This window comes from Arthrobacter sp. NPDC056727, from assembly GCF_042790555.1.
GTDB lineage: Bacteria > Actinomycetota > Actinomycetes > Actinomycetales > Micrococcaceae > Arthrobacter.
On the sequence record NZ_JBHTZA010000013.1, the window covers coordinates 43602 to 67995 of the forward strand.

The window sequence follows — 24394 nt, forward strand, 5'->3', positions numbered from 1 at the left end:
CTTCTAACCTTCCGAGCGGTTCCACGTGGTGAACCGGTAACGCGTGCCGTTGGCCGCCGTCAGCCAGCCTTCGGCGGGGACGGAAGTCCCTGCCACCCAGCCGTCGCCGAGCTCCGGGGCGTACGTGTCGCCGTCGGCGTCCACGTCGATGGTGGTGACCACGGCAACGTTGGCCAGGTCCGTGGATTCCTTGAAAATTTCCCCGCCGCCTACTATCCAGACCGACTCGAAGCCCGGGGCGAACTGGGATTCCAGCAGGGCATCGTCGAGGGATTTAACGACGACGGCGCCCTCCGCTTCGGGCGTGCCGGCCCAGTTTTCCTGCCGGGTGATGACGATGTTGGTCCGGTTGGGCAGCGGCCGGTACTTCGCCGGGAAGGACAGCCAGGTCTTGCGGCCCATGATGACGGGATGGCCCGTGGTGACCCTGGTGAAGTGCTTCATGTCCTCGGGCAGGTTCCACGGCATGTCCCCGTCCTTGCCGATGACGCCCGACGGCGTTTGTGCCCAGACGAGCCCGATCCCCGTCACGTTTGCGGCGATGTCCTCGCTGAAAGCCTGCCCGTCCATAGTGCCCTCCGTGCTCATACGGCGATCGGCGCCTTGATCGTGGGGTGGTGCTTGTAGCCCACCACTTCGAAGTCGTCCAGGGTGTAGTCGAAGATCGACTCCGGCTTGCGGGTGATCTTCAGCTGCGGGTACTCATACGGTTCCCGGTCCAGCTGCTTCAGGACCTGGTCCATGTGGTTGTCGTAGATGTGCACGTCGCCGCCGGTCCAGACGAATTCGCCGGGCTCGAGGCCGGTCTGCTGCGCCAGCATGCAGGTAAGCAGCGAGTAGGAGGCGATGTTGAAGGGCACGCCCAGGAACATGTCCGCGGAGCGCTGGTACAGCTGGCAGGAGAGCTTGCCGTCGGCGACGTAAAACTGGAAGAACGCATGGCAGGGCGGCAGCGCCATGTCCTTGAGCTCGCTCACGTTCCAGGCCGAGACGATGTGCCGGCGTGAGTCGGGGTTCTTCTTCAGGCTCTCCACGAGCTCGGCGATCTGGTCGATGTGGCCGCCGTCCGGGGTGGGCCAGCTCCGCCACTGGACGCCGTAGACCGGCCCGAGTTCACCCTCGGCATCGGCCCATTCATTCCAGATAGTCACGCCCTGGTCCTGCATCCATTTCACGTTGGAGTCGCCGCGGAGGAACCAGAGCAGCTCGACGGCAACGGACTTGAAGTGCACCCGCTTGGTGGTGATCAGCGGAAAGCTTTCGCCCAGATCGAAGCGGATTTGCCGGCCGAAAACGCTGCTGGTTCCGGTGCCGGTGCGGTCTGATTTGTGCGTGCCGTTGGCCATGACGTCGCGCAGAAGGTCTTCATAGGGCGTTGGGGTGCTCACCCGTCCAGTCTATTCGAATCGCCGTCTTGGCCGCGGCGCCGGGCAAGCGAGCCGCGGAGCAACTGAATGAGCTCATCATCAGGAAGCCCGGCTTTTGCCGCCGCCTGGATGAGATGGTCGACGGCGGCACCCAGTTCCGCTGCGGCCGCACCGGAATCGGACGCCTGGGGGCCGGATGCCCCGGCGTCCGGCGCGCTGTTGGCCGGAAGCCCGACGACGACCGTTCCGTTCCGGCGGCGGGTTTCAATCAGCCCGGACTGCTCAAGTTCCTTGTACGCCCTGGCGACGGTTCCGGCAGCAAGCCCCAGGTCTGCAGCCAGGCTGCGGACTGCCGGCAGCCTCGTTCCGGCCGGGAGCCCGCCGGCGGCGATGAGCGCGCTGATCTGCAGCCGGATCTGCTCGTACGGGGGAGTGGGGGACCCGACATCCACCGAAATGCCGGCGGTCATCGGGCAGGTTCCACCGGCGCGCGTCGGGGAACCGGCCTGGCCCTCGCAGCGAAAACGCTCACGGGAATCATGGACAGTACGGCGGCGGCGGCCACCAGCACCGACCCGGCGCCCACTGCCGTGGCTTCCCATATCACTGCGATGTCCGTTTGCACACCGACCAATGCTGGCCACACCTGGTTCGCGGATATCAGCAGGCCGCCCGTCTGTGCCAGCAGGAAAGCGGCCACAATCCGCACGATCCTGTTCAGCGTGACGGCGCGGAGCGCCGCGTCCAGACCGTCATCAGGGGCGACGATCCCGCGGCGGCGGCGCGCGGCCAGGACGGCAGGCACGGCAGTGACAGCAACGACGGCCGTTGACACCGCCGCCGGAATCCATCCGGACGGTGCCGGCGCCCCATCGGCCCGAAGTGCCGCTTCCCCGAGAAGCGTCATCACAACCACGGCTGCCAGCAGCACCAGGGCAACGATCGCAGCGGTGAGCAGGGCAGGCGCAACCGGCTGGACCGGCCAGCGGCGGGCTGCGGAGGAAGAGCCGTAATTCCGCTGGAGAAGGAGCTCACCCCCCAGAATGGCCAGCAGGACGCAGGCGGCCATGATGGCGGGCACCACGGCGATCCGCGCGGGATTCGACGTCCCCGAAAGGAACAGGGCAGCCATCCCCGGCGCAACAGCGGCCAGCCCGAGGAGGGCACCCAGCGAGACGATCAGCTCCGCGGCGGGATGCTTCTCGATGCGGAGGTCCCGGATGCTTTTCCGGCCGGCGGACCACGCCCGACGGCTGCGGATTTTGCCCGCCAGGAGGCTGTCCAGCTGCGGCGGCTTCCAGATCCACATGACGAACAGCACCACGGCGGCGCAGAGGGCGGTGGGGTTGGTCCATGAGGTGGCAGTGGTGGGTTCCGGACGGGAAGCAAAGTCGCCGGCAATGGCCGCTAGCCCGGCGGCGACGGTGGAAACGGTCCGGAGCAGCCGGTTCATCGCAATCGTGCGGAGGAGGATGTTGTCGCCGGCATCCAGTGCTTCGAGCTGCCGGCGGCGCGCAATCAGCCACAGCACAAGGACGGTCCCGGCCGTCAGCAGCAGCAGGGCGGCGCCAAGGCACGCTGCGAGTTCGGTGCCGGGAATCCGTCCGTCATGGAAGAAGCTGGGGCCGGACACGCCGTCCTGCGGAGTGCTGGGCGGCAGTGGACGGTATGCCGGTTGCAGAGCCGCCCACGCGATGGTGCCGGCCGAGGCAGCGCAGATGCCGAGGGTGGTCCAGGCGAGCCCGCGCGGAAGAAAGTCCCGGATGCGCCGGACGGACAGGGAGGCCAGCCGCCGCGATCCGCGGGGACCCGGGTAGCTGAGCTGGCCCAGCGCATGGACCCCGAGGCAGCCGAGCACCGGCCAGGCCAGCGCCTGCAGGATGTCGGCAGGCTGCTGCAGCGAGGGTGTCTGCGGGCTGGAGTGGATGATGCCCGCGTTGGCGGCCCCCTGCAGGGTGCTCGCCAGCCATCCGATGACGCCGACCCAGAGCGCGTGATCGGAAATCGACTGTGGTGAGGTACCGCCGCCCGGCGCCCACACCACCCAGCGCAACAAGCCGTAAATGCCCACTGCGGCCAGCAGCGGTCCCAGCAGTGCCATGGGCGGCAACTCAAACTGCAGTGGCATCAGATCCCCCAGTGATCCCCAAGGCGCGTAGTCCCGAACGCCATCTTTGTACCAAGTATTTGATACAAAGATGGCGTGGTCAATATTGGGATGGGGGACCTAGTCGTCGAAGGGTTTGAACTGCTCCACGGACACGATCCTGCTCTTGCTGCCGTGAGCCACGTGGCAGATGATCATTTCGCCCGGCGCGAGGTACGGGTCAGCGACCGGAAGCAGGCCCTTGAGCCGCGGGGTCATGTAGCCGGCAAGCTGGCCCAGCACGGTAGGAAGGGCCGGCCGGTGGGTGCACAGCACCACAGCGCGCTGCTTGTCGAACAACGCATCGACGGCGGCCGCGGTCTTCTTGGGGTTGCGGGCGTGCCGGTGCTCGGTGAGCGCGTCGACCAGTTTGACCTTGGCGTCCGAGGACTTGGCATAAGGGGCGATGGTGGCCACACAGCGCAGCCACGGGCTGCTGACAACCCGCAGCGGCTGCCACGATTTCAGCAGCCGGTGCACGGCCTGCGCCTGGCGGATGCCGGTGGCGGCCAGGGGGCGTTCGCCTTCGGCCTTGGTCCACGAGGAGCGCGGCTTGGCCTTGGCATGGCGGACGATGACCAGCGGCCAGGTCTGCAGTTCCTTGCGGGCATGCGCGGCCGCGAGGTATTCCAGCGGCACCCGGTCCGTCGGGTTGGACAGCAGCGAGGCGGCGCGTTCCGGCGAGCACCACATGACACTGTCCACTTCCTTGCCGTCGGGGCGCAGGGAGTTGCCCGTGACCTCAACGGCCCAGTAATGCACAACCTTCAGCCCGGCGTTGACGTGGTAGTGGATGGGCGGAAGCGGGATGCCCAGTGGCGCCACAAGGCCGATCTCCTCTTCCACCTCGCGGACGGCGCACTCGGGCACCGTTTCGCCGGGGTCAAGCTTGCCCTTTGGCCAGGACCAATCGTCGTACCGCGGACGGTGGATCAGGAGGACCTCCAGCTGGTCCTTCTTAACGCGCCACGGCAGGGCGCCGGCGGCCGTGACGGCGACCGGCTCGCCCGGGTGGTCGGTCTGATCCGCTATAGGTGAGTCGCTGCTCTTCAAAGGCCGGGTTCCTACCGCCGTGCGACGGCGCGCTGACGGGAGCGTGATGCCAGGAGCCAGGACTGGACATCGTCAAGCTTGCTGCCGTCGTCGCCGATGTGGTGCCGGGTCCATTCGCCGTCACTGTCCAGGTGCCAGCTGGACGTCTCGGGGTCCATGTACCGCCGCATCAGGTCCAGGACGTAGGCAGTGTCTTCGCCGCCGGACAGCTGTACCAGCGCCTCCACGCGGCGGTCCAGGTTGCGGTGCATCATGTCCGCCGAGCCGATGTACACCACGGGGTCGCCGCCGTTGCCGAAGGCGAAAACCCGCGAGTGCTCAAGGAAGCGGCCCAGGATGGAACGGACGGTGATGTTCTCGCTCAGTCCGGGGATGCCGGGGCGCAGCGAGCAGATGCCGCGGACGATCACATCCACCTTCACGCCGGCCTGCGAAGCGCGGTACAGGGAATCGATGATGGACTCATCCACCATGGAGTTGACCTTGATCTGCACACGCGCGGGGATGCCCGCGCGGGCGTTCCGGATCTCACCCTCGATCCTGTCGATCAGGCCGGAGCGCACGGACCGGGGTGCCACCAGGAGCCGCTTGAAGGTTGACTTGGGGGCGTACCCGGACAGCTGGTTGAACAGCTTGGACAGGTCCTCGCCCACCTGGTCGTTGGCGGTCAGGAGGCCGAGGTCCTCGTAGTACCGTGCAGTCCGTGGGTGGTAGTTGCCCGTACCGATGTGGCAGTACCGGCGCAGCCCGTCCACCTCCTGGCGGACCACGAGGGAGAGCTTGCAGTGGGTCTTCAGGCCCACGATGCCGTAGACCACGTGGACGCCGGCCTGCTCCAGCTTGCGGGCCCAGGAGATGTTGGCCTGCTCGTCAAAGCGGGCCTTGATCTCCACGAGGGCCAGTACCTGCTTGCCCGCCTCGGCGGCGTCAATGAGGGCGTCGACGATGGGGGAGTCACCCGAGGTGCGGTACAGGGTCTGCTTGATGGCCTGCACCTTGGGGTCGGCCGCCGCCTGTTCCAGGAATGCCTGGACGGAGGTGGAGAAGGAATCGTAGGGGTGGTGCAGCAGGATGTCCCGGCGGCGCATGGCGGCGAAGACGTTTGCGGCCTTGGACGTCTCGGATTCGTTCAGGTACCGCGAGGTGTGGGGCACGTGCTTGGGGTAGTGCAGGTCGGCGCGGTCAATGTTGCCGATCACGGACAAACCGCGCAGGTCCAGCGGCGCCGGAACGGAGTAGACCTCCGACTCCTCCACGCCGAGCTCGCGGATGAGCAGCGCGCGGATGTTCGGGTTGATGTCGTTGGTGACCTCCAGCCGGACGGGCGGACCGAACCGGCGGCGCAGCAGTTCCTTCTCGAGCGCCTGCAGGAGGTTCTCGGCGTCGTCCTCTTCCACCTCGACGTCCTCGTTGCGGGTCACGCGGAAGGTGTGGTGCTCCAGGACCTCCATGCCGGCAAAGAGCTGGTCCAGGTGGACGGCGATGACTTCCTCGAGGGCGATGAACCGTGCCACCCGGCCGGGCACGGAGCCAGCCCGGGGGCCGTCGATGGAGATCAGGCGGGGCAGCTGGTCCGGCACCTTGACGCGGGCGAAGAGTTCCTTGTCGCTGACCGGGTTCCGGACCACCACGGCCAGGTTCAGGGAAAGGCCGGAGATGTACGGGAAGGGGTGTGCTGGGTCCACGGCCAGCGGGGTGAGGATGGGGAAGACCTTCTCCGCGAACATGGCGCTGAGCCGGTGCCGGGCTTCGTCGTCGAGCTCGTCCCAGTGCATGAGGTGGATGTGCTCATAGGCGAGGGCCGGCCGGATCTGGTCGGCGTAGACCTGGGCGTGCCGCTGCTGCAGGCGGTGGGCCGCCTCGCCGATCTGCTCCAGTACCTGGACGGGGCTCAGTCCGGCGGGGGAGGGGACGGCCAGTCCGGTGGCGATGCGGCGCTTCAGGCCGGCCACACGGACCATGAAGAATTCGTCGAGGTTGGAGGCGAAGATCGAGAGGAAGTTGACGCGTTCCAGCAGGTATAGGTCGGGGTCTTCAGCGAGCTCGAGGACCCGGGCGTTGAACGCGAGCCAGCTCAGTTCGCGGTCCAGGAACCGGTCCGGGCTGATCTCACCCTCGGGTTCCAGGATGGCCGCAAACTCAGGGATGTCGATCCGGTCCTGCGTGGCGCGGGCCGCCGGCACTTCGGAGGAGCCGAACCGGGCGCGCACGGGGGCCGCCTTGATTTCGGTGGTTGCTGTTCCGGCGGATTCCGGTTGCATGCGCTCTCCTTGAGTACTGGCGGGTTTAGTTTCAACCTTACAAGCATTCACCGGCCCGGGACCCGAAGATTTCACGGCCGGCGGCAACAAGCCGGAGGGTGCGATCAGCGCCCCTCCAGCGGGCCGTACATGACGTCCATGTCCCAGCGTGTGAAGCCCAGCCGCCGGTACAGGGAGACGGCCGGAGTGTTGTCGGCATCGGTGTAGAGCATCACGGCGTGCAGGCCCTGCTGCTGGAGGTGGCGGATGCCGGCCACGGTCAGCGCCTTGCCCAGGCCCATGCCCTGGGCGGCGGGGGTGACACCCACGACGTACACCTCGCCGATGGCCGGGTGGGTTCCGTGCCGCGGATGCACTTTGGTCCAGTGGTAGCCCAGGAGCTGCCCGTCCCTGTCCTCGGCCAGCAGGAACCCGGCCGGGTCGAACCATGATTCGTCCATCCGGGCCTGGAGGTCGGCCCTGGTCAGCGAGCCCTGCTCCGGGTGGTGCGCGAAAGCCGCGCGGTTGGCTGCGAGCCAGGCGTCTTCATCCTTGCCCGGGACGAAGGCGCGGATCGAGACTCCGTCCGGAAGGCCGACGTCGGGCAGGTCAGCGGCGGCGGTCATGAGCCGCATCTTCCACAGCTCCCGGACCGGACCGTAGCCGTACCGGGCGGCGAGGTCCGCGGCGGCCTCGTGGTTGCCGTGCGACCATGCCTTGAGCCCGTCCAGGCCGCGGGAGGACTTGAGCGTGCCAACCAGCCGGTCCGCGACGCCCTGGTTCCGGTAGCTGGGATGCACGGCGATTTCCGCCACGCCTGTCCCGTCCGGTTCCTCGACCACCACCGCGAATCCGGCCAGATCCTGTGCCGTGGCGGGGTCCGACTGCTCGTCGGGGGCGTACAGGGCAAGGGTCAGCAGCGTGTGCGGGCCCGTGTCCGCAGCGCGCATGGTCACGAGGGTCTGTTCCGAGACGGGGGGATTGCCGTCCGATTCCTCGGCGGCGGCCAGCAGGGCGCGGACATCCCGCAGCAGGTCTTCATCCACTCCGCCCTTGATGACAAGGACTGGCCATTTCTCCGGGTGCGCAGGACTCATGGTGCAAGGCTATACGGACCCGGCCGGGCGCACCCGATTTGGAACAGGCCGTGGCGGCCCGTATAGTCGTTACCTCAGCCGGCATTCATGGCGGTTGTGAGGGGGATCCACCACTGGGGTGGCCTCGATACGTTCGACCCGTATGTCCTCCACTTTTCAGTTCAAATGCAGAACGGCCCGGCTCTGGTGAGCCGGGCCGTTCTGCATTTCCGGGCCGTTTCTGGCCTGTGTTGTTCTGGCCGGTTTGGAGGCCTATGCCTCGGTGAGTTCGTCCTCCTGCTGGCGCATGAGGGTGAGCCGGTAGCCCACGTTGCGCACGGTGCTGATGAGGTTCTCGTGGTCGGCGCCCAGCTTGGCGCGCAGCCTTCGGACGTGGACGTCCACGGTCCGGGTGCCGCCATAGTAGTCGTAGCCCCAGACCTCGGTGAGGAGCTGCTGCCGGGTGAAAACCCGGCCGGGGTGCTGCGCGAGGTACTTCAGGAGTTCGAATTCCTTGAAGGTCAGGTTCAGTGCCGCGCCGTTGACGCGCGCCGTGTAGCTCGCCTCGTCAATAACGACGCCGGCCGCCCGGATTTCGGAGGGAGCCTCCTCCTGCTCCGGTACAGCCCGTGCAACCGAAAGCCGGATCCGTGCCTCCACTTCGGCGGGGCCGGCCGAGTCGAGCACGATGTCATCGACGGACCAGGCCGAGGAAACCGCCGCCATGCCGCCCTCGGTAAGGATCAGCACCAGGGGCGCGCTGAGGCCGGTGGCCTTCAGGAGCTGGGTGAGGGAGCGGGCGCCCACGAGGTCTTTGCGCGCGTCCAGGAGGACGATGTCGCAGGGGTCTGTCTCGAGCAACGCCGTGGGTTCGGCCGGGAGGATGTGCACCCGGTGGTTCAGGAGCTCCAGGGCAGGCAGAATGTCCACCGATGACCCGGTGCTGTTGGTCAGTAACAGGATGTGCGACATTATTCCTCCAAGGGGCTGTCCGCGCATCGTCGGGCGACTGAGCTGATGTTTGAGTATACCCAACGGCTCCCGGAGGGGCACTGACAGGCCGCACCCGCGCGCCTTGTTTACGACATATGGCGGTCACATAGGGCAGGATTGAAACCGTCAGGGGGCCGAGCCCTGCCCGTCAACGGCACAGCCAGGATGAGGTCGCAGCGATTTGAGTGCAGAGTCCGAGATGAGTACGCCACGGCCTGCCCCCGGGGTGAGCGCTCCGGCCGCTGCCGGCAGGACGCTCCAGTCATGGAGCATTGGAGTCGTCGGCCTGGCGGGCCTTGCGACGCTGGTGGCCAGCGTCTTCCGGACCCCGGACGTTCTCCTTGCGGTGGCCGTGCTTTTTGCCCTGGGCATCGGCATCGGCTGGCCGCATTACCTGGGAATCCCGGCCAAGAAAACCCTCGCCGCGGTGATCGGACTCACCGGGGCCGGCTCGGCCGTGGCTGCCTCCTTCGCCGCCGCCCCCGGCTACCTCAACTGGACGCCCGGATTCATCGCCCTGGGCGTCACGGCCGTGTTCCTCGTCCAGGTGGTCCGCGGCACGGGCCAGGCGCAGCGGCTCGAATCCACGCTCGGCTGCTGCGTGGGCGTCCTCCTTTCCTGCCTTGGCTCGGGGTGGATCGCCGGCGCCAGGTTCAACGGCGTCAAGGAGATGGTGCTGGTGGCCGGCATCAGCGCCGCCGTCGCACTGCTCGCCGGCCTTATCCGCTGGCCGGACCGGATCATTGCGCCCCTTGGCATCACCCTCGCCGGGCTGGCGGGGCCGCTCGCCGGCCTGGTCTTCTCCGACATCGCCGTTTTGCCCGCCGCTGTCTTCGGCGTGGTGGTTGGGGCGGTGCTGGTCAGCTTCCGCCGGCTGGTGACGCTCAGGGGTGCTCCGCTGAACTTTCCCGCTGCCCTGGGCATGGGCCTGGCGCCTATTGCGGCGGTCGGTTCGCTGGCCTACTTCATAGACAAACTACTCATCTCCTGACGGGTTAGGATGGCATCATGTCCGTACTTGCATTTGAAATCTTCTTCCTTGTCCTGCTCGGTGTTGCCAGCCTCTCCATGGCTTGGTTTGCCGGTTTTGTTGTCTACCGGCTGTTCAAGGGACAGAAGTAGAACCCCTGCTTAGCGGTTTCGAGAGGTAGCGGCTGTGCCTATTGAAATTCCTACAGACCTGACCCCTGAACTGGTTCCCCTCTCCTGGCTCATCGGCGAGTGGGAGGGTCGCGGCAGGCTCGGGGCAGGTGATGAAAGTTCAGAGCACTTCCTGCAGCATGTGTCCTTCACGCACAACGGCCTGCCGTACCTGCAGTACCGTGCGGAAAGCTGGCTGACCGACGAGGACGGCACCAAGCTCCGGCCACTCACTGTTGAGACCGGATTTTGGGCCCTGGAACGGAAACAGCTGGAGGCCGACAGTGGCCCCGGACTGGTTCCCGGGGACATCGTGCCCGTGCTGAAAAGCGCTGATGAGGTCGAGGCGCTCCGTAACAAGGACGGCGGCTTCGACATCTCGGTGTCGATCAGCCATCCCGGCGGCATTTCGGAGCTGTACTACGGGCAGATCAAGGGCCCGCAGATCCAGCTCAGCACCGACATGGTGATGCGGGGCAGCCACTCCAAGGACTACAGCGCAGCCACCCGGATCTTCGGGCTCGTCGAGGGCAACCTGCTCTGGCGCTGGGACGTTGCCACCGGCAGTCCGTCGGCAACCGGCAAGGCTGCCGAACCGGGCTCCGCAGCAAGCAACGGCCTCGAGGCCCACGCCTCGGCGTACCTTAAAAAGGTCTCCTAGGCGCAGCCGCCCTGCTGTTCCCCATCCCCGCTGTTCAAAACCCTGTTCGCGGGCGCTCCCTTCGGCTACCTTGGCCTCAGGTCTTCCGGCCTGAGTCCACAGCAACCCGATGGAGCGTCCGATGGATGAATCCCAGCCCCCGGCTGACTACAGCGACCTCAAAGCCGTGTACTTCAACGGCACGCTCAAGCGGTCGCCGGAGAAGAGCAACACCGAGGGCCTGATCACGGTGAGCCGGCTGATCATGGAGAAGCAGGGGGTGGCCACACGCGTCATCCGGACCGTCGACCACGACATCGCCAGCGGCGTGTACCCGGACATGCGCGAGCATGGCTGGGCCACCGATGAATGGCCCGAGCTTTACCCGGCCGTCAAAGAGGCTGACATCGTGGTGGTGGCCGGACCCATCTGGCTCGGGGACAACTCCTCGCAGACCAAGAAGCTCATCGAGCGGTTGTACGCCCATTCGGGTCAGCTCAACGAGAAGGGCCAGTGGGCTTTCTATCCCAAAGTGGGCGGCTGCCTGATCACCGGCAACGAGGACGGCATCAAGCACTGTTCCATGAACGTCCTCTACAGCCTGCAGCACATCGGGTTCAGCATCCCGCCGCAGGCCGACGCGGGCTGGATCGGTCCCGTCGGGCCGGGACCCAGTTACCTGGATGAGGGCTCGGGCGGTCCGGAGAGCGACTTTACGAACCGGAACACCACCTTCATGACGTGGAACCTCCTGCACCTGGCCCGGACGCTCAAGGACGCGGGCGGGATTCCCGCCTACGGCAACCTTCCGGAAGAATGGAAGGCCGGAACCAAGTTCGGTTTCGAAAACCCGGAATACCGCTAGGTGGCCGGAATACCCTCCCAGCCAAGGACGTTCCCTTTCATATGACTACCAAGAGCCCTCTGTTGTCGCGCCCCGGCGCCGTTGAAGCGGGCGGCGCCGACGCCGGCGTCGCATCCCACTACGGCGAGCCCCTGCGGGAGCAGCGCGCGCTGGCGGCCGGAACCGCCGTCGTCGATCTTTCCCACCGCGGCGTGGTGACGGTCTCCGGACCGGACCGCCTGAGCTGGCTCAACACGCTGTCCTCCCAGCAGGTCACCAACCTCCAGCCCGGTGAGTCCAGCGAGCTGCTGCTCCTGAGTATCCAGGGCCGCATCGAGTTTGATGCGCGCGTAGTGGACGACGGCGGGACCACCTGGCTGATCGTCGAGGCCGCCGAAGCCGGTCCGCTGGCCGAGTGGCTGACCCGGATGAAGTTCATGCTCCGGGTTGAGGTCACGGATGTCTCGGGCGACTGGGCAGTGGTAGGGTCCACCAAGGCAGTGCCCGAATGGTCCGGCCTGCTGGTGTGGCAGGACCCCTGGCCGCACGTCGGCGCCGGCGGCTACTCCTATGCCGTGGTCCCGGAGGACACCCACCCCGGCGCAGAGCGGCCGTGGTTCGAGTACCTGGTGCCGGCCGCGGAGCTCGAGCAGACGGTGGGGGACCGCAAACTCGCCGGCGTCCTCTCCGCCGAGGCCCTGCGGGTTGCCGCCTGGCGGCCGCGGCTCGGCGCCGAAACGGACGACAAGACCATTCCGCATGAACTGGACCTGCTCCGCACCGCCGTGCACCTGGCCAAGGGCTGCTACAAGGGCCAGGAAACCATCGCCCGGGTGCACAACCTGGGGCACCCGCCGCGGCGGCTCGTGTTCCTGCAGCTCGACGGTTCGCAGCACACCATGCCGGCCGCCGGCAGCGAAGTCCGGGTGGGGGAGCGCAAGGTGGGCACCGTGACGTCCGTGGCCCAGCACTACGAGATGGGGCCCATCGCGCTGGCAGTCATCAAGCGTTCGGTCGCGCCGGATGAAATACTGACGGTTATGGACGGTGACGAACCGTACACAGCCGCGCAGGAAGTGATCGTGGCGCCCGACGCCGGCCAGGTCGTCGGAAGGCAGACAGGATTCCTGAGGGGGACCCACAGATGACAGACTCCACCGCGCCCGCAGCCGGCGCTTCAGAGCAGCCCGCTTCGCAGCAGCCCGACGAGGAGACCCTCGAGTTGGCGCGTACCCTCCTGGACGCCGCCCGCAAGGGCGACACCGAAATGCTGCGCAGCTACCTCAACGCCGGTGCCCCGGCCACGCTGACCAACCACGCCGGCGACTCGCTGGTGATGCTCGCCGCGTACCACGGCCACGCCGAAACCGTGCAGCTCATCCTGCACCACGGCGGCGACGCCAACGCAGCCAACGACCGTGGCCAGACCCCGCTGGCCGGCGCAGTGTTCAAGGGCTACCCGGACGTCGTCCGGGCGCTGGTTGACGCGGGAGCAGATCCCGACGCCGGTTCGCCCTCCGCGCGTGACGCTGCCCGGATGTTCGCCCGGGACGACATCCTGGAAATGCTGGGCTAAGCCTTTGGAGAACGTCAGCAGGCCCTGGCCCGCACTTTGGTCCCTCGTCATCGGGTTCTTCATGATCCTGATCGACACGACGATCGTTTCGGTGGCCAACCCGCGGATCATGGAGGGGCTGGACACGGACATCAACGCCGTCATCTGGGTCACCAGCGCCTATCTGCTGGCCTACGCGGTGCCGCTGCTGATCACCGGCAGGCTGGGCGACAGGTTCGGCCCGAAGCGGCTGTACCTCTCCGGCCTGGTGGTGTTTACCCTGGCATCCCTGGGCTGCGGACTCTCCGGCACTGTGGGAATGCTCATCGCCGCCCGCGTCCTGCAGGGGCTCGGGGCAGCACTGATGGCGCCGCAGACCATGGCCGTGATCACCCGGATCTTCCCGCCGGACGGGCGCGGCGCCGCCATGGGACTGTGGGGCGCCACAGCCGGAGTGGCCACGCTCGTGGGACCCATCCTGGGCGGCGTGCTCGTGGACGGCCTGGGCTGGGAATGGATCTTCTTCATCAACGTACCTGTCGGGATCGTGGGCTTCATCCTTGCCTGGCGCTTCGTTCCGTCCCTGACCACCCACCCGCACAGGTTCGACATCCCTGGCGTGGTGCTCAGCGCCGTCGGGCTTTTCCTTCTGGTGTTTGGCATCCAGGAAGGCGAGACGTACAACTGGGGAACCATCACCGGGCCGGTCACCGTGTGGGGCCTGATCATCAGCGGCGTCGTGGTGCTGGCGCTTTTTGTCGGCTGGCAGGCGGCCAACAAGGGCGAGCCTCTGCTGCCGCTGGATCTCTTCAGGGACCGCAACTTCTCGCTGGCGAACGTCGGGATCACCACCGTGGGATTCACCGTCACCGCCTTTGGCCTGCCGCTCATTTTCTATTACCAGATCGTGCGCGACATGACCCCGACGCAGTCTGCGCTGATGATGGCGCCGATGGCACTGATCTCCGGCGGGCTGGCACCCCTGGTGGGCAAGATCATCGACCGGGTGAATCCGAAATACATCACGTCCACCGGCCTGCTGCTCATGGCGGTGGCGCTGTTCTGGAATTCCGCGCTCATGCACCCGGACACCCCGGTGTGGCTTTTCCTGCTGCCCAGCGCAGTGCTCGGTTTCGCGAACGCCGGCATCTGGGCGCCGCTGAGCTCCACCGCCACCCGCAACCTGCCGATGCGGCAGGCGGGAGCCGGCGCGGGCGTCTACAACACCACCCGGCAGATCGGCGCCGTCCTCGGCAGCGCCGCCATCGCCGTCCTCATGCAGGCCCGGCTCGCCGCGGAGCTTCCGGCGGCGCCCTCCGGAACGCCCGGCGGCGCCGGCGAGGCAGGCGGCTTCGGCGGCCAGTTGCCCCCGGCCCTCCATGACGGCTTTTCGACGGCGATGGGCCAGTCGATCCTGCTGCCTGCGGCGGTGATTGTGCTCGGCGCCGCGGTGGCGGTGTTCTTCGCCAAGCCCAAGCCGGTCCAGGGGTGGGGCGGCCAGCAGCCTGCTGCCGGCCAGGACGCGGAGGCGACGACGCGCTGACGCGTCCGGCTCTGTGCTGCTCGGCGCCTAGCCGAGCAGCACGCTGGTGTGGATGCCGCCGGTGGAAAAGCCCAGGCTGCGGGCCGTGGCCAGGGAGCCCTTGTTGCTGACATCGGTGCGCCACTGCAGCGTCAGCCCCGAAGCCAGTGCCTCGTGGGCCGCCACTGAGGCCGCGAGCGATCCCAGCCCGCGGCGCCGCCACTCCGGGGCGACAAGAACGCCCATGTGGGCCAGGATGCCCTCCCACTCGGAGTAGGCGCCGCAGGCCACCGGCACCCGCTGGCCCTCGTCGTCGTGAATGATGGTGTAGCGGTTTTCGAGGTCGGACAGGCCAACCTCGTTCACGTCGTCGGGTGGGCACAGCCCCTCAAGCTCGATGGCCTCCGGGTTGCCGTGTGACACCGTCAGTTCCTCCGCCGGCTGCAGCAGCGGCAGGTCGTCCGCGAAGAACAGCGCGGCGGAGCCCTGCCCGTGTCCGCCGTGCCGGCGGGTGATGGTCAGCAGCGTAACGTGCTGGGCCATCTCCTCATCGGAAATGCCGGCCGCGGCGTCCAGAGCCCACTGCGGACCCACCAGGGCGGAGCTGCCGAACAGGCGCACGAACTCCACCGAGTGCGCGGCGTCCTCAACCCTGGTGATCCGTTCGCCGGTTTCCAGCGCGCGGGCGAAAGCGCCGTCGTCGAGCCCCAGGCGGCGCGCCCAGGCGAGCTGGATGATGGCGGCGGATCCGGGGTCAAGACTCATGATCCCAGCCTACCGATCCCGGCCGTCCGCGAGCCGCGCTCCATACCCGTTCAGCGCGAACGTACAGTTGTGGCCCCAAATCCGGGCGGAAATGGGGCCACAACTGTACGCTCGCGCTTTGCGGAGGCGGGAGCGGGGTTAGCCGAAGAGGACCGCGGCCTCGTCGTAGCGGTGCTGCGGGACGGTCTTCAGCTTGCCCAGGGCGGCTTCGAAGGCAACGTGGTCAATGTCGGTGCCGTTCAACGACACCATGGTGCCCCAGCGGCCCTCCACCACGGAGTCGATGGCGGCCATGCCGAGGCGGGTGGCCAGAACGCGGTCGAAGGCGGACGGGACGCCGCCGCGCTGGATGTGGCCCAGGATAGTGGCGCGGGTTTCGATGCCGGTGCGGGCCTCAATTTCCGGGGCCAGCTGGTCGGCGATGCCGCCGAGGCGGGGCCGGCCGAAGGTGTCGAGGCCGCGCTCGGAGTGCGGGGTCTCCATGTGCTCCGGGACGAAGCCTTCGGCTACCACCACCAGCGGTGCGCGGCCACGGTCATGGGCCTCGGTCACCCATTTGGTGATCTGCTCGATGCTGACCTTCTGCTCCGGGATGAGGATGGCGTGGGCGCCTGCAGCCATGCCGGCGTGCAGCGCGATCCAGCCGACGTGCCGGCCCATCACTTCGGCGATCATGCAGCGGTGGTGGGACTCGCCGGTGGTGCGCAGCCGGTCGATGGCTTCGGTGGCGATCTGCACGGCGGTGTCGAAGCCGAAGGTGTAGTCGGTGGCGTCGAGGTCGTTGTCAACGGTCTTGGGAACGCCGACGATCTTCAGGCCGGCGTCGGTGAGGCGCTTGGCGGCCGCGAGCGTTCCTTCGCCGCCGATGGCGATGATCGCGTCGATGCCGAGCCGGTCCATGTGGGCCTTGATGACGTCCGGGCCGCCGCCGTTCTCGAACGGGTTGGTGCGTGAGGTGCCCAGGATGGTGCCGCCCTGCTTGGCAATACCGCGGACCAGCGTACGCGGGATGGGGATGATGTCACCCTCAACCACTCCGCGCCAACCGTCGAGGAACCCCACGAATTCGTGGCCGTGGATGGCAATGCCTTTGAGGACAGCGCCGCGGATAACGGCGTTCAGTCCGGGGCAGTCGCCGCCGCTGGTGAGGATTCCGATTTTCATTTTCTTGGCTCAAATCCTGGTTCGAAGGGTTTACGGGCAGAGCGCCACGCTGAGCTCAATTAGAGATTCTAGTGGGGAATGTGGGGTAGGACACAAACGGTTACAGCCCTGGGGCAACTCCGGACACCGGGCCGGGCAGCAGCCGGGACAGCAGAATGCCCCCGTTCCGGCGGGAACGGGGGCACCCTTTCAATGGCCGCCGGCGGTTGGCCGCCGAGGACGGTTGCTACCGGCCGATGCCGCGCTTTCCGAGGAAGGATTCGAGGGGGATCGAGTTGTTCTGGTCCGGCAGGATCAGCCACGCCGCGAGGTAGAGCACGATGGCCGGGCCCGGAAGCAGGCAGAAGATGAGGAAACCGATCCGGACGAATGCCACGTCCACGTTCAGCTTCTCGGCGATTCCGCCGCACACGCCGCCCAGCCAGCGCTGCGGTCCGCGCTTCAGGCCAAAGCCCCTGACAATGCTGAAAAACTTTTCCATGGTTCAAGACTTCCCGTTTGTTGTGCTGTTGTCACGTTTTCGTGCCGAGAGGAGTCCGCCGATCACCAGCGCGGCCCCGGCGCCGATCATCAGGCCGATCAGCACATACGTCCCGTTCAGGACCACGATCCCCAGTTGGGAGATGACGATCAGGACGGCCAGGGCGAGGACTACCAGGCCCCACACGATGGTGCCTACCCGGGCCGGCGCTTCGGCGGGTCCCTCCTTGCCTTCGGTGGACGGTTTGGGTGCGGGGCTTTTGGGTGCAGGGTTTCGTTCCGGTGACTGATCAAAACTGCTCATGTCAGTTTCCTTCCTGGATGGTGACGTTGCTCACGGTGCCGTCGATCTGCAGGATCAGCCGGGCTCCTGGCCTGTCCGAGTTGTAGCTGCTCTGCCGGGAGGTGATGCCGCCGCGGCTGTCCGTGCCCTCGTTCAGGTTGCCCAGGGTCATGTCGGCCCGGACATCCACCGGCACGGTGCGCGGAATGATGACTGTCACGTTGCTGGCGGTGGCGTCGAGCGGGATCACGACGTCGGTGCCCAGGGGCGGGTTCAGGTTCAGGCCGGTCAGGTCAACGGTTCCGCGGCCTCCGGTGATCTGGAAGCCCTGCCGGGCCTGTTCGATGCTGACGGGGTTCCAGTCCGCGTTCTGGAAGCGGAACCGGTCGCCGTTGGGTACCGCGCTGAAGATGCCGCCGACGATGAGCGCCACCACGGCGAAGAACCCGAGGACACCCGAGCGCCTGCCGCGCAGGCCGGCCAGCAGGATGCCCAGGCCAAGCACTGCCGCGCCGGCTGCCCAGACCACAGCGTTGGCCGACTCGCCCAGATCAATCAGGTTGCCGGCGTCGAGCGCCTTCAGTGCGCCGCCGGTCAGCAGCGCCAGTCCGGCGGTGATGGCTACGGCCGGTGCACCGGGGCCGCCCGGCCTCAACTTGGACGTCGGAACCGGGGCCGGAACGGGGGCGGGCCGGCGCGGAGGGAGACCGCCGCCATACGGGGCCGTGGGGGCTGCGGAGCCGTACCGTCCTTTGGAACCGTACGGTTCACTGGCGCCGTAGGACGGGATGGCGTCCGGCGTCGGCGGTACCGTGTAGGGCTGGGTTGGCGTGGGGCTGCCGGCAGCAAAGGAGGACGCGGGGAAAGGTGCGGCGGAGGACCCGGCTGCTGCCGCCGTCGGGCCGCCGGGGGATGCGTGGCCGTAGGCCGCCCGTCCCATGGTGGCGCTGTCCATCGGTGTGCCGCCACGGTTCTTGTTGCGCTGGGTCAGGAAGTAAATGAGGTAGATCACCCCGCCGATCCAGAACAGCGCCCAGAAGAAGCCGAAGCCGTCGTGGCCCCATCCCCAGAAGCCGCCGCCCAAGCCGGTGAGGCCGACGATCGAGGTGATGAGGGCGCCGGTCATGCCGGTGGTCCAGCGGCCGGCGACTGCCTCCTGGGTGTGGATCCGGCCGTCGGGCTCAGGCAGCAGGGCCCAGCCGAGGCCGTACAGGAGGACGCCGATGCCTGCGAACAGCGTCAGCACGATGAAGATGCCGCGCACGATCAGCGGATCGATGCCCATCCGTTCCGCGACGCCGCTTGAGACGCCGCCGATCCAGCGGTCCCGGCCCCGGTGGATGCCGTGGCTGCGGATCCAGTCAAAGAAGTTCAGGGGCTGGGCGGTCCCGCCGTGACCGGAAGCAGCGTACGGGGGAGCGCCGTAGGCGGGGGCGCCGTTCGCGGGCCCGGCGTGGGTTCCGGAGGGCGGCGGGAACAGCGGTTCTGTAGGGTTTTCCTGTTCCCCGGAACTTTGGGGCGTGGAATCTTCCGCGGCTGCTGCCTGGTTTTCCGGCTCAGTGGGGTTTTCGGTCTCTGGATTCTCCGGCTGCGCCGGACGCTCCGGTTCCTGGCCGGCGTTGCCTTCGGACGGGCTCGCTGGCTGGGGGCCTTCATTGGGGTTGGGGTTCTGCGAGTTCATGCCTCGATACTGCCGTTTGCGCTGGTCAGTCCTCTATTGGGGAAGACCCTGAGCCGTCCCTGACTTACCCCGGGTTCACCCTCACATCGGGCCGCGGAAAGCCTGAAACGTGCTTGGATTGATGCATGACCACAGCCCCTGTCCGCCCTCCACTGGTCCGCAGCAGCGACCGCGTGATCGCCGGTGTCTGCTCCGGCCTGGCGGTCCATCTCGGCTGGCCGGTGCGGATGGTCCGGATCGGTATGGTGGTGGCCGCCTTCGCCGGCGGCGCGGGGCTCGCGTTCTACGCGTGGCTGTGGATCATGGTTCCCACCGCGGACGAGAATGCCAAGCGCAACGCCCGCCGCCCGGCGTCGCCCATTGCCCCCGCGGTGAGCCAGGCGCCCGTGGGCTTACAGCCCGGCCCGGCACCCGCCGTCGTTCCTTCCCCGGCCTCCCTCCCGCCGTCGGTATCAGTTCCGCTGCCTGCATCAGTTCCGCTGTCAGCGGGGGAGTACGACGCCGGCGCCGCCTCCCAGCCCACGGCAACGCCCGCCGTTGCCGGCACATGGTTCCGGATCCGGAGCATGCGTTACGGCAAGGAGATCCTCTTGGGCGCCGGGCTCCTGCTCGTCGCCGCCATCCTGATCGCCAGGCTGCTGGGCGTGGAGGTGCCGCTTGGAACACTCATCCCGGCAGCAGCGATACTCGGTGGCGCGGCGATCGCCTGGATGCAGCTGGATGAAACCCGCCGGGCCGGGCTGGTGGACAAAACCAAAGCGGACCAGGCCGGCGGATGGGCGCGCCTTGCTGCCGGTCTCGCGCTCGTGGTGGCCGGGGTGCTGGTGATGGTGTCTGGCTCGGGTTCCTGGCAGCAGACGTGGCTCGCCCTGCTCGCATCCGTGGCAGTGCTGGGCGGCGTGGCGCTGGTGCTGCTGCCCTGGGGCCTGAAATTCTGGCGCGACCTGGAAACCGAGCGGGCAGGCCGGGTACGCGAGACCGAGCGGGCCGAGATCGCCGCCCACCTCCACGACTCCGTACTCCAGACGCTTGCCCTGATCCAGCGCCGGGCCGGGAACGAGCACGACGTCGTCCGCCTGGCCAGGGCGCAGGAGCGCGAGCTGCGGGGCTGGCTCTTCAGGGACCCCGCGCGCGATGCAGGCCAGCTCTCGGACAGGATCAAAGCCGCGGCCGCGGAGGTTGAAGACGGCCTCGGCCACGCGGTCGACGTCGTGAACGTAGGCGACACCGAGATGAGCGAACGCCACGAGGCGCTGGTCCAGGCCAGCCGCGAGGCCATGCTGAACGCTGCCCGCCACGGCGGCGGTCCCGTCTCTGTCTACCTGGAGGTGTCCGACGGCGGCGCGGAGGTTTTCGTCAAGGACCGCGGCCCGGGTTTCGAGCTGCACAGTGTCCCGCACGACAGGCTGGGCGTGCGCGAATCGATTATTGGCCGGATGAAACGGCACGGCGGAAACGCCACAATCAGCAGCGGACCCGAGGGCACGGAGGTGCGGCTCAGGCTGCCTGCTGACGTCGCGGGGAACGGGGAAGGGAAGTCATGAGTACACCGGCAGGAGCAGGTTCGGCAGGCAGAACCGTACGGGTGGTGATCGTGGATGACCATGCGATTTTCCGGTCCGGCCTCAAGGCTGACCTGGACCCGAGCGTGGTGGTGGTCGGGGAGGCCGGCACCGTGGAACAGGCCATCGACGTCATCGCCGCAGCACGGCCCGACGTCGTCCTGCTGGACGTTCACCTGCCGGGAGGCCGCGGCGGGGGAGGGCGGGAAGTGATCACCGGTTCCGCTGCGCTCCTGGCAAATACGCGGTTCCTCGCCCTGAGCGTGTCCGATGCCGCCGAAGACGTGGTGGCGGTCATCCGCGCCGGGGCCCGCGGGTATGTCACCAAGACCATCTCCGGGGCGGAGATCACCGACGCCGTGTTCAGGGTTGCCGGCGGGGACGCGGTGTTTTCCCCGCGCCTGGCAGGCTTTGTCCTGGACGCCTTCGGCACCGCACCGGCGGACATCGCCGACGACGAACTGGACAAGCTCTCGGCCCGGGAACTCGAGGTAATGCGGCTGATCGCCCGCGGCTACAGCTACAAGGAGGTGGCCAAGGAGCTCTTCATCTCGATCAAGACCGTCGAAACCCATGTCTCGGCCGTGCTCCGGAAGCTGCAGCTTTCGAGCCGCCACGAACTGACCAAGTGGGCCGCCGAACGCCGTCTCCTCTAGGCCAAACGCCCTCTCACATCCTGCCGCTTTTCCCCAAACGCTGCTGCAGATCCTGCCGCCCTTTTCCCAACGCGTCCTCATTTCCTGCCGCCGAAACGCAAACGCTCCCGCACCAAAAAATTTGGTGCGGGAGCGTTTGAAGATTTCCTGCAGGAACTGAGAGAGGATCTGTGATTTTCCTGCAGGAACTGATGGAGCGTTTGGGTTACTGCCCCGTGCCTGGTTACTGGGCCTTGCCGAGGAAGTCCTGCAGGCGGCCGACGCCGGTGGCGAGGTCCTCGTCGCCCAGGGCGTAGGAGAGGCGCAGGTAGCCGGACGGACCAAAGGCCTCACCGGGAACCACAGCGACCTCCACTTCATCCAGGATCAGCGCGGCCAGCGCGGCGGAAGTTTCGGGCCGGACCGGACCGTTCGCCGTCGGGAATTCCTTACCCAGCAGCGCGCGGACGTCCGCGTACACGTAAAAGGCACCCTTCGGCGTCGGGCATTCAACGCCTTCAATCGCGTTGAGCCCGTCCACGATGGCCTTCCGGCGGCGGTCAAAGGCGACCTTCATCTCGTCCACCGCGGTGAGCGGACCGGAGACGGCGGCCAGGGCGGCAATCTGCGGGATGTTGGACACATTCGAGGTGGCGTGCGACTGCAGGTTGGTGGCGGCCTTGATGACGTCGGCCGGGCCGATCATCCAGCCCACGCGCCAGCCGGTCATCGCGTAAGTCTTGGCTACACCGTTGAGGATCACAACCTTGTCGCCCAGTTCCGGGGCGGCGGTGGCGATGGAGGTGAAGGGAACGCCGTCGTACGTGAGGTGCTCGTAGATCTCGTCCGTGACCACCCACAGGCCCTTGGCCGCGGCCCACCTGCCGATTTCGGCAACCTGCTCGGGGGAGTAGACAGAACCGGTGGGGTTCGACGGCGAGACGAACAGCAGGATCTTCGTGCGGCCCGTGACGGCTGCTTCAAGCTGCTCCACGGTCACGAGGTAGTCCTGCTCCGGGCCCGCGAAGACCTCCACCGGGACACCGCCGGCGAGGCGGATGGCCTCCGGGTAGGTGGTCCAGAACGGCGTGGGCACGATCACTTCGTCGCCCGGATCCACGAGGGTGGCGAAGGTGTTGTAGACGGCCTGCTTGCCGCCGTTGGTGACCAGCACCTGCGAGGGGTCGGCCTTGTAGCCGGAGTCGCGGAACGTCTTCTCGGCAATGGCCTTCTTCAGTTCGGGCAGGCCGCCGGCGGGGGAGTAGCGGTGGTACTTCGGCTGGCTGGCGGCGTCGATGGCGGCCTGCACGATGTAGTCCGGGGTGGGGAAGTCGGGCTCGCCTGCGCCGAAGCCAATCACCGGCCGGCCGGCCGCCTTCAGCGCCTTGGCCTTGGCATCAACAGCCAGGGTGGCGGATTCGGCAATGGCGGAAATGCGTTGGGAAACGCGGGCGGCAGACATGGCAGGTCCGTTCTTCGCTTGCAGCTGGAGAGCTGAATGGTGGAATTCGACGGAATCTACTCTATGCTGTTCACCGGATCGTTCGAGGTGGAACACGGATTTGTGACTGCGGTGCAGTGCGGATCCGGACGCTGAAAACGGTCCGGTATGAGTCCGGTTCGACGTAAGCGCAGTTGTTGCGTAGACTGGTTCTCCGGTGTTGAAAACACAGATGATGACCTGCGCCCCAGATGACCTTGGGGAAAGCGCGGCCTGAATCGGTTTTTGATCCATAGGGTAGTGGCGCAATTGGTAGCGCAGCGGTCTCCAAAACCGCAGGTTGCAGGTTCGAGTCCTGTCTGCCCTGCGCAGGCTGTTCCGGCGAAAAGCCGGAGCAAGCGCAGCAAACAAAGGTTCAGTTCAGAGCCGGGTAATCCGACTTGCGAGGATGAGTGAGGAACAGGTGACCGAAACAGCTGCAAGCAGCTCCAAGGGCCGCCCTGCAAAGAAGGCCGCCGAGGCCGGTTTCTTCGCTCGCATCGCACTCTTCATCCGCCAGGTCATTGGCGAACTGAAGAAGGTCGTCGCCCCCACCCGCAAGGAACTGATCAACTACACGCTCGTGGTGCTCGTATTCGTAGTCATCATGATGGTGGTCGTCACTCTGCTGGACCTGGCGTTCGGCACCGCGGTGAGCTGGGTCTTCAGCGGTACAGGCGCCACGGACCGCTAAGGCGATCGGTCCGCAGACCGCGTGGACTCCCGGCCGGAATCGGCAAGGAGCTGCGGGGTGTGCGGAATTGAGCCATTTAAATAGGCAATTAGCAATGAGGAAGCAGGAGACCAAGTGTCTGAGCAGGAGCTCGAGGTAACTGAGACTGAGCTGGATGAAACCCAGATCCCCGCGGCTGAGTCCGCTGAGGGCTCCGAGGTTGAGTCTGCTGCGCCCGATTCCGAAGGCGACGCTAATTACGACGACGCAGCCGACGCTGACGCCGAGACCGATGCCGACGACGCTGAGGACGACGCTGACGCCGACGACGTGACCGGAGAGGACGCCGAGGAAGGCGCCGAAGGGACCGACGTCCTGGCCGCTGCTGCCGCCCAGGCCACCGACCCCGCCGAAGAGTTCAAGTCCAAGCTGCGCCGTCAGGAGGGTGACTGGTACGTCATCCACTCCTACGCCGGCTACGAAAACCGCGTCAAGGCCAACCTTGAGACCCGCATCCAGACCCTGGACATGGAAGATTACATCTTCGAGATCCAGGTTCCGATGGAAGAAGTCGTTGAGATCAAGAACGCCCAGCGCAAGATCATCAACCGCGTCCGCATCCCCGGCTACGTTCTGGTCCGCATGGACCTGACGGACGCCTCCTGGGGCGCCGTCCGCCACACCCCGGGTGTCACCGGCTTCGTGGGCAACGCCCACAACCCTGTGCCGCTGCGCCTGGATGAGGTCTTCTCCATGCTCGCCCCGGTCTTCGAGGAAGAGCAGGCAGAGAAGGGCAAGCCGACCAAGCAGCCTTCTGCCCCGGTGAACGTCGACTTCGAGGTCGGCGAATCGGTCATCGTGAAGGAAGGCCCGTTCGAGACCCTTCCCGCCACGATCTCCGAGATCAAGGTGGACTCCCAGACCCTCGTGGTGCTCGTGTCCATCTTCGAACGCGAGACCCCGGTAACGCTGGCCTTCAACCAGGTCACCAAGATCTAGCTGATCACCACAGATTTCGTTCCGGAGCGGCCAGCTTTAGCAGTTCCGGAACGGCCGGCCGCCTCGCCATGGCGGTCAACCACCTGAGGCACGCTC

Annotated in this window: 24 protein-coding genes and 1 tRNA gene; 11 read left to right on the top strand and 14 right to left on the bottom strand. The window is 67.0% G+C overall.

The window, feature by feature from the left end; translation table 11 throughout:
- Window positions 1-3: 3 nt before the first annotated feature.
- From ACFRAH_RS14160 to ACFRAH_RS14195, 8 genes are all read right to left on the bottom strand, one after another.
- Complete coding sequence (locus ACFRAH_RS14160) at window positions 4-588, bottom strand: dihydrofolate reductase (protein WP_377991526.1); 585 nt, start codon at window positions 586-588, stop codon at window positions 4-6.
- Complete coding sequence (locus ACFRAH_RS14165; RefSeq protein WP_377991528.1) at window positions 585-1388, bottom strand: thymidylate synthase; 804 nt, start codon at window positions 1386-1388, stop codon at window positions 585-587. The genes ACFRAH_RS14160 and ACFRAH_RS14165 overlap by 4 nt, the downstream gene beginning before the upstream one ends.
- Entirely contained in the window at window positions 1385-1837 is a 453-nt protein-coding gene (locus ACFRAH_RS14170; protein WP_377991530.1) for a GntR family transcriptional regulator, read from the bottom strand. Before ACFRAH_RS14170 ends, ACFRAH_RS14165 begins: the two co-directional genes overlap by 4 nt.
- Entirely contained in the window at window positions 1834-3495 is a 1662-nt protein-coding gene (locus ACFRAH_RS14175) for a hypothetical protein (protein WP_377991531.1), read from the bottom strand. Before ACFRAH_RS14175 ends, ACFRAH_RS14170 begins: the two co-directional genes overlap by 4 nt.
- A gap of 99 nt (window positions 3496-3594) precedes the next feature.
- Window positions 3595-4566: an NUDIX domain-containing protein gene (locus ACFRAH_RS14180; RefSeq protein WP_377991533.1), complete on the bottom strand. Its 972-nt coding sequence runs from the start codon at window positions 4564-4566 to the stop codon at window positions 3595-3597.
- Window positions 4567-4577: 11 nt separating this feature from the next.
- Window positions 4578-6827, bottom strand: a complete 2250-nt coding sequence (locus ACFRAH_RS14185; RefSeq protein ID WP_377991536.1) for an RNA degradosome polyphosphate kinase — start codon at window positions 6825-6827, stop codon at window positions 4578-4580.
- A gap of 104 nt (window positions 6828-6931) precedes the next feature.
- Entirely contained in the window at window positions 6932-7903 is a 972-nt protein-coding gene (gene mshD / locus ACFRAH_RS14190; protein WP_377991538.1) for a mycothiol synthase, read from the bottom strand.
- 252 nt (window positions 7904-8155) lie between these two features.
- Complete coding sequence (locus tag ACFRAH_RS14195) at window positions 8156-8854, bottom strand: winged-helix domain-containing protein (protein ID WP_377991539.1); 699 nt, start codon at window positions 8852-8854, stop codon at window positions 8156-8158.
- A 220-nt stretch (window positions 8855-9074) separates the two neighbouring features.
- Here ACFRAH_RS14195 and ACFRAH_RS14200 point away from each other — a divergent pair, with 220 nt between their 5' ends.
- The 6 genes from ACFRAH_RS14200 (at window position 9075) to ACFRAH_RS14225 (ending at window position 14597) form a co-directional block, all read left to right on the top strand.
- The gene (locus ACFRAH_RS14200; RefSeq protein WP_377991541.1) at window positions 9075-9866 is read left to right on the top strand and encodes a permease; all 792 of its coding nucleotides are present in this window, start codon (window positions 9075-9077) and stop codon (window positions 9864-9866) included.
- Window positions 9867-10031: 165 nt separating this feature from the next.
- Window positions 10032-10676, top strand: coding sequence for an FABP family protein (locus ACFRAH_RS14205; protein WP_377991542.1), 645 nt, complete (start codon window positions 10032-10034; stop codon window positions 10674-10676).
- Window positions 10677-10797: 121 nt separating this feature from the next.
- Window positions 10798-11520, top strand: coding sequence for a flavodoxin family protein (locus ACFRAH_RS14210; RefSeq protein ID WP_377991543.1), 723 nt, complete (start codon window positions 10798-10800; stop codon window positions 11518-11520).
- 41 nt (window positions 11521-11561) lie between these two features.
- Window positions 11562-12647 (top strand): YgfZ/GcvT domain-containing protein, encoded by a 1086-nt coding sequence (locus tag ACFRAH_RS14215; RefSeq protein ID WP_377991544.1) that lies wholly within the window; start codon window positions 11562-11564, stop codon window positions 12645-12647.
- Window positions 12644-13075: an ankyrin repeat domain-containing protein gene (locus ACFRAH_RS14220; RefSeq protein ID WP_377991545.1), complete on the top strand. Its 432-nt coding sequence runs from the start codon at window positions 12644-12646 to the stop codon at window positions 13073-13075. The genes ACFRAH_RS14215 and ACFRAH_RS14220 overlap by 4 nt, the downstream gene beginning before the upstream one ends.
- 4 nt (window positions 13076-13079) lie before the next feature.
- Entirely contained in the window at window positions 13080-14597 is a 1518-nt protein-coding gene (locus tag ACFRAH_RS14225; RefSeq protein ID WP_377991546.1) for a DHA2 family efflux MFS transporter permease subunit, read from the top strand.
- Between the two features lie 27 nt (window positions 14598-14624).
- On the opposite strand, the gene ACFRAH_RS14230 is transcribed toward ACFRAH_RS14225, so the two are convergent.
- The 5 genes from ACFRAH_RS14230 to ACFRAH_RS14250 all read right to left on the bottom strand — a co-directional run bounded on the left by ACFRAH_RS14230 (window position 14625) and on the right by ACFRAH_RS14250 (window position 18949).
- The gene (locus ACFRAH_RS14230; protein ID WP_377991547.1) at window positions 14625-15341 is read right to left on the bottom strand and encodes a GNAT family N-acetyltransferase; all 717 of its coding nucleotides are present in this window, start codon (window positions 15339-15341) and stop codon (window positions 14625-14627) included.
- A 138-nt stretch (window positions 15342-15479) separates the two neighbouring features.
- A complete protein-coding gene (locus ACFRAH_RS14235; protein WP_377991548.1) occupies window positions 15480-16505 on the bottom strand; it encodes an ATP-dependent 6-phosphofructokinase in 1026 nt (341 codons plus the stop codon).
- A gap of 226 nt (window positions 16506-16731) precedes the next feature.
- Window positions 16732-16986: a PspC domain-containing protein gene (locus ACFRAH_RS14240; RefSeq protein WP_377991549.1), complete on the bottom strand. Its 255-nt coding sequence runs from the start codon at window positions 16984-16986 to the stop codon at window positions 16732-16734.
- Between the two features lie 3 nt (window positions 16987-16989).
- Window positions 16990-17289 (bottom strand): hypothetical protein, encoded by a 300-nt coding sequence (locus tag ACFRAH_RS14245; protein ID WP_377991550.1) that lies wholly within the window; start codon window positions 17287-17289, stop codon window positions 16990-16992.
- 1 nt (window position 17290) lies between these two features.
- Window positions 17291-18949 (bottom strand): PspC domain-containing protein, encoded by a 1659-nt coding sequence (locus ACFRAH_RS14250; RefSeq protein WP_377991551.1) that lies wholly within the window; start codon window positions 18947-18949, stop codon window positions 17291-17293.
- A gap of 125 nt (window positions 18950-19074) precedes the next feature.
- Between ACFRAH_RS14250 and ACFRAH_RS14255 the strand changes: the two genes are divergently transcribed.
- Both ACFRAH_RS14255 and ACFRAH_RS14260 read left to right on the top strand, forming a co-directional pair.
- Window positions 19075-20493 (top strand): PspC domain-containing protein, encoded by a 1419-nt coding sequence (locus tag ACFRAH_RS14255; RefSeq protein ID WP_377991552.1) that lies wholly within the window; start codon window positions 19075-19077, stop codon window positions 20491-20493.
- A complete protein-coding gene (locus ACFRAH_RS14260; RefSeq protein WP_377991553.1) occupies window positions 20490-21167 on the top strand; it encodes a LuxR C-terminal-related transcriptional regulator in 678 nt (225 codons plus the stop codon). The genes ACFRAH_RS14255 and ACFRAH_RS14260 overlap by 4 nt, the downstream gene beginning before the upstream one ends.
- 223 nt (window positions 21168-21390) lie before the next feature.
- Here the strand turns inward: ACFRAH_RS14260 and ACFRAH_RS14265 are convergent, their stop codons facing one another.
- Entirely contained in the window at window positions 21391-22608 is a 1218-nt protein-coding gene (locus ACFRAH_RS14265) for a pyridoxal phosphate-dependent aminotransferase (protein WP_377991554.1), read from the bottom strand.
- A 273-nt stretch (window positions 22609-22881) separates the two neighbouring features.
- On the opposite strand from ACFRAH_RS14265, the gene ACFRAH_RS14270 reads away from it, so the two are divergent.
- From ACFRAH_RS14270 to nusG, 3 genes are all read left to right on the top strand, one after another.
- Window positions 22882-22954: transfer RNA gene (locus tag ACFRAH_RS14270), tRNA-Trp, on the top strand.
- A gap of 81 nt (window positions 22955-23035) precedes the next feature.
- On the top strand, window positions 23036-23320 hold the full coding sequence (secE, locus tag ACFRAH_RS14275; RefSeq protein ID WP_377991555.1) for a preprotein translocase subunit SecE: 285 nt from the start codon (window positions 23036-23038) through the stop codon (window positions 23318-23320).
- 114 nt (window positions 23321-23434) lie between these two features.
- Window positions 23435-24298 (top strand): transcription termination/antitermination protein NusG, encoded by an 864-nt coding sequence (nusG, locus tag ACFRAH_RS14280; RefSeq protein ID WP_377991556.1) that lies wholly within the window; start codon window positions 23435-23437, stop codon window positions 24296-24298.
- The last annotated feature ends 96 nt before the right edge of the window (window positions 24299-24394 follow it).

Excerpts from the sequence above, each read along its gene's own strand:
- ACFRAH_RS14160 (WP_377991526.1), bottom strand. The coding sequence starts at position 588 with ATGAGCACGGAGGGCACTATGGACGGGCAGGCTTTCAGCGAGGACATC.
- ACFRAH_RS14170 (WP_377991530.1), bottom strand. The coding sequence starts at position 1,837 with ATGACCGCCGGCATTTCGGTGGATGTCGGGTCCCCCACTCCCCCGTAC.
- ACFRAH_RS14175 (WP_377991531.1), bottom strand. The coding sequence starts at position 3,495 with ATGCCACTGCAGTTTGAGTTGCCGCCCATGGCACTGCTGGGACCGCTG.
- ACFRAH_RS14185 (WP_377991536.1), bottom strand. The coding sequence starts at position 6,827 with ATGCAACCGGAATCCGCCGGAACAGCAACCACCGAAATCAAGGCGGCC.
- mshD (WP_377991538.1), bottom strand. The coding sequence starts at position 7,903 with ATGAGTCCTGCGCACCCGGAGAAATGGCCAGTCCTTGTCATCAAGGGC.
- ACFRAH_RS14195 (WP_377991539.1), bottom strand. The coding sequence starts at position 8,854 with ATGTCGCACATCCTGTTACTGACCAACAGCACCGGGTCATCGGTGGAC.
- ACFRAH_RS14200 (WP_377991541.1), top strand. The coding sequence starts at position 9,075 with ATGAGTACGCCACGGCCTGCCCCCGGGGTGAGCGCTCCGGCCGCTGCC.
- ACFRAH_RS14210 (WP_377991543.1), top strand. The coding sequence starts at position 10,798 with ATGGATGAATCCCAGCCCCCGGCTGACTACAGCGACCTCAAAGCCGTG.
- ACFRAH_RS14215 (WP_377991544.1), top strand. The coding sequence starts at position 11,562 with ATGACTACCAAGAGCCCTCTGTTGTCGCGCCCCGGCGCCGTTGAAGCG.
- ACFRAH_RS14220 (WP_377991545.1), top strand. The coding sequence starts at position 12,644 with ATGACAGACTCCACCGCGCCCGCAGCCGGCGCTTCAGAGCAGCCCGCT.
- ACFRAH_RS14230 (WP_377991547.1), bottom strand. The coding sequence starts at position 15,341 with ATGAGTCTTGACCCCGGATCCGCCGCCATCATCCAGCTCGCCTGGGCG.
- ACFRAH_RS14235 (WP_377991548.1), bottom strand. The coding sequence starts at position 16,505 with ATGAAAATCGGAATCCTCACCAGCGGCGGCGACTGCCCCGGACTGAAC.
- ACFRAH_RS14240 (WP_377991549.1), bottom strand. The coding sequence starts at position 16,986 with ATGGAAAAGTTTTTCAGCATTGTCAGGGGCTTTGGCCTGAAGCGCGGA.
- ACFRAH_RS14245 (WP_377991550.1), bottom strand. The coding sequence starts at position 17,289 with ATGAGCAGTTTTGATCAGTCACCGGAACGAAACCCTGCACCCAAAAGC.
- ACFRAH_RS14250 (WP_377991551.1), bottom strand. The coding sequence starts at position 18,949 with ATGAACTCGCAGAACCCCAACCCCAATGAAGGCCCCCAGCCAGCGAGC.
- ACFRAH_RS14255 (WP_377991552.1), top strand. The coding sequence starts at position 19,075 with ATGACCACAGCCCCTGTCCGCCCTCCACTGGTCCGCAGCAGCGACCGC.
- ACFRAH_RS14260 (WP_377991553.1), top strand. The coding sequence starts at position 20,490 with ATGAGTACACCGGCAGGAGCAGGTTCGGCAGGCAGAACCGTACGGGTG.
- ACFRAH_RS14265 (WP_377991554.1), bottom strand. The coding sequence starts at position 22,608 with ATGTCTGCCGCCCGCGTTTCCCAACGCATTTCCGCCATTGCCGAATCC.
- secE (WP_377991555.1), top strand. The coding sequence starts at position 23,036 with ATGAGTGAGGAACAGGTGACCGAAACAGCTGCAAGCAGCTCCAAGGGC.